This window comes from Pseudomonas sp. NBRC 111130 (assembly GCF_001320485.1).
Classification (GTDB): domain Bacteria; phylum Pseudomonadota; class Gammaproteobacteria; order Pseudomonadales; family Pseudomonadaceae; genus Aquipseudomonas; species Aquipseudomonas vlassakiae.
The window spans coordinates 1-2,784 of the sequence record NZ_BCBG01000094.1 but is presented as its reverse complement, the minus strand read 5'-3'; the positions used below and the strand labels follow the sequence as shown (position 1 = coordinate 2,784).

The 2,784-nt window shown below is 59.2% G+C and carries 3 protein-coding genes; 2 read left to right on the top strand and 1 reads right to left on the bottom strand.

Annotated elements, in window-relative coordinates; genetic code table 11:
- Window positions 1-265: 265 nt before the first annotated feature.
- Both APH33_RS22615 and APH33_RS22610 read left to right on the top strand, forming a co-directional pair.
- On the top strand, window positions 266-1,060 hold the full coding sequence (locus tag APH33_RS22615) for an OBAP family protein (RefSeq protein ID WP_054887272.1): 795 nt from the start codon (window positions 266-268) through the stop codon (window positions 1,058-1,060).
- A gap of 184 nt (window positions 1,061-1,244) precedes the next feature.
- Window positions 1,245-1,787, top strand: coding sequence for an AAA family ATPase (locus APH33_RS22610; protein WP_054887271.1), 543 nt, complete (start codon window positions 1,245-1,247; stop codon window positions 1,785-1,787).
- 46 nt (window positions 1,788-1,833) lie between these two features.
- Here the strand turns inward: APH33_RS22610 and APH33_RS22605 are convergent, their stop codons facing one another.
- The gene (locus APH33_RS22605; protein ID WP_054887270.1) at window positions 1,834-2,640 is read right to left on the bottom strand and encodes an outer membrane protein OmpK; all 807 of its coding nucleotides are present in this window, start codon (window positions 2,638-2,640) and stop codon (window positions 1,834-1,836) included.
- Window positions 2,641-2,784: the final 144 nt, after the last annotated feature.

The following is a 2,784-nucleotide window of genomic DNA, read 5'->3' as shown; positions in this document are numbered from 1 at the left end:
AGCTTGCTCCATGCGGTGTTTGCGACATCTCTTTTCGTACAGAGCCTAGATCTATGAACACCAATCGATGAACAGGTGCGTTCATCTCAGGAGCATTGAGCGAGTAATCGAGCGCTATTGTGGCGCTTATGAACATACATCGCCCACTTGTTAAATCTTATAAAGAGCTTTACCGGGCCTGTAACAGATCCAGCCATTCGTCCATTGATCTGTCCGCTTGCCCGTCTTGGGTTGTCCTCTAGAAACAATTGCCAGAGGCACGCTCATGCGCCAGTTACTCAAATCGATATCCCTTCCCCTTACCTGCACTCTGTTGTGGGCTTGTTCCGCTGCCGAGACGAAGTCGCCTGTGGTGACTCCAGGCAGGCCCGAGTCGGCTGAAACGCAGCTGCTGGTGGCCGGCGCTGCGACGCTGCAATCCAAGCCACCCATTGAAGCAATCAACGCCTATCTGGATGGCTTTCACTTCTATAACGGCCACCCGGATGTGCAGATGGAAGCGCATCACTACTGCTCAATTCTGAATGAGGATGTCATTCAGTGCGTCATCTTTGACGGTAACACCAAGGGCGCGAAAATCATGGGTGTCGAGTACATCATCGATGAGAAACTCTTCGCGTCGCTGCCGGCCAAGGAAAAGGCAATGTGGCACAGCCATGGCTATGAGGTCTCCTCTGGCCAGTTGATCGCTCCAGGCATACCCGCGCCAGCCGAGCATGCCCTGATGGAGCGCCTGGCACATACCTATGGCAAGACCTGGCACACCTGGCATACCGACCAGGACAAAGCACTGCCTGTCGGTGTGCCGCAATTGATGATGGGCTTCACCGCCGATGGCCAGGCTGACGCTGCGATGGTCGCGCAGCGCAATCGGCGCTTGGGCGTCGATACGTCCAGAAACAAGGCGCAGCGGGCCGGTATTCGAATACCGGCACGTGATCCCGGTGCGGATGGCTGGCAGCATGGCAACGTCATTCAAATCACCGATCCAACCGGTGCTCACCTGCACCGGCCCGCGGCATCGACACCAGAGAAAACAAACAGTCGCTCCAGCCAGTAGCGGGACGCGCTGGCGTCATGCCTTGCTCAACTGTTCTGGTAAACCGACCCTGCTAATTGCGAGCATGCTGCAGATGTTCAAACCCTACCTTTGCCACGAAGTCAGATGGGCGAGATGCCCAAGCCCCCTAATTGCCGTAGAATCGCGCGCCCGAAATTCAACAGGCCTGCGAGAGGGAACTTCAGTGCAACGGGTAATGATCATTGGCCAGCCAGGGGCCGGGAAGAGTACGCTGGCGCGCAAGCTTGGCGAGCGCACGGGCTTGCCGGTCGTGCATATCGACACGATTCATTGGCAGCCAGGGTGGGTCGAGCGCAGCCGGGACGAAAAGACCCGTCTTTGCCATGAGGTCGAGGCTCGTGAGCGCTGGATCTTCGAAGGCGGGCATTCGACCACCTGGAACAGCCGGCTGGCCCGTGCTGACATGTTGATCTGGGTTGACCGCTCGGCGCCGCTTCGATTCTGGCGCGTCCTGCTCAGAACCCTGTTGAACCGCGGTCGACCCCGGCCCGACTTGCCGGACAACTGCCCGGAATTGCTGGCCAACCTACCGGCGTTTCTCAGGTTCATGTGGCAGACCAGAACCTCGTCGCGGGAGGCGATGAGGCGACTGGTGGCAACGGCCCCATCGGGCTGTCGCGTGGTCTGCCTGCGGACCAATCGGGATACCGATGTCTTCCTCGCGACGCTCGGCACGCAGCCTGACCAGGTCAAGCAGGCTCATTAGAGCCCGGTTCGCGCTTGTCGGGCGGCAAGCGCGTGCCATTGCGGCGTTAAAAATGCGCTTTGAACAATACGCTCAGCGCATTCTGGTCGGTCGGAAACCCGTGGCTGTCCTCGATCCCATATTTGTCCGACCAGTAATCCCATTCCACACCAGCGTAAAAGCGCTTGGCCGTGTACCCCAGCGCTTTACCGACGTCGTACTTGATCTGCGGGTTGAAGTGAAAACTCTTGGCCACGTAGTTCGAGGTGCCCTTGCGGCCGACGTCATTCACATACCACTCAAGGTACCCGTCAAACAGAATGTCGGAACGGCCCAACGGAAGCGTCATCGCCCAGGTCGGGTTGATCTGCCACTGCCCCGCTGCCTTGCCGGTGATGCCATCGGGCTTGCGATAGTAGGTGTTGAGCGAAAAGCGATCGAACCCTGGCAGCAGCAGGTCCACCGCTGGCCCAAGCAGGTACCGGCGAATGCGCCCCTCGCCACGCTCGTAGGTGGCGGCGATCAGCACATCCTTGATCACACCGTAGCGCAGGTTCTGCCCGCTGACCTTGCCCAGCGACAGCCGCGGTGAAAACTCCCCGTAATAGGTGTAGCCCTCCTTACCGGACAAGCCGTTCGACCATTTGTTGTCGACGAACAGGAACACATCCCCCCAGGTCCAGCCGCTGGCATGTTCGTAGGTGATGGTTTGCTGGATGTCGTTGCCGGTGCCATCGACCTTGTAGTTGTGGCCGTAGAGGTAACTGAGGCTGTTGTCGCTCCACATCAGCGGAGCGGCCTGGACGGTGGCAGTGGCCAGGCTGCAGAGCGGCAGCAAGCCGTGGCAGAACCAGGCGAGAGGGTTGAGTTTCATGGCTATCCCTTGGGTCGAGGTCGGTGAGGGTTACCGGCAAGGGATAACGGACAGACCTCGTCTCTGGCCACGCAGCAACGCATGGCGCCACCCTTGCCGGGTGCGCGGCATAAAGCCGCCAGAGCAATGTCCCATGCCCGAACC

What these genes read in the sequence shown, in the direction of transcription:
- APH33_RS22615 (WP_054887272.1), top strand. Translation starts at nt 266, where the DNA reads ATGCGCCAGTTACTCAAATCGATATCCCTTCCCCTTACCTGCACTCTG.
- APH33_RS22605 (WP_054887270.1), bottom strand. Translation starts at nt 2,640, where the DNA reads ATGAAACTCAACCCTCTCGCCTGGTTCTGCCACGGCTTGCTGCCGCTC.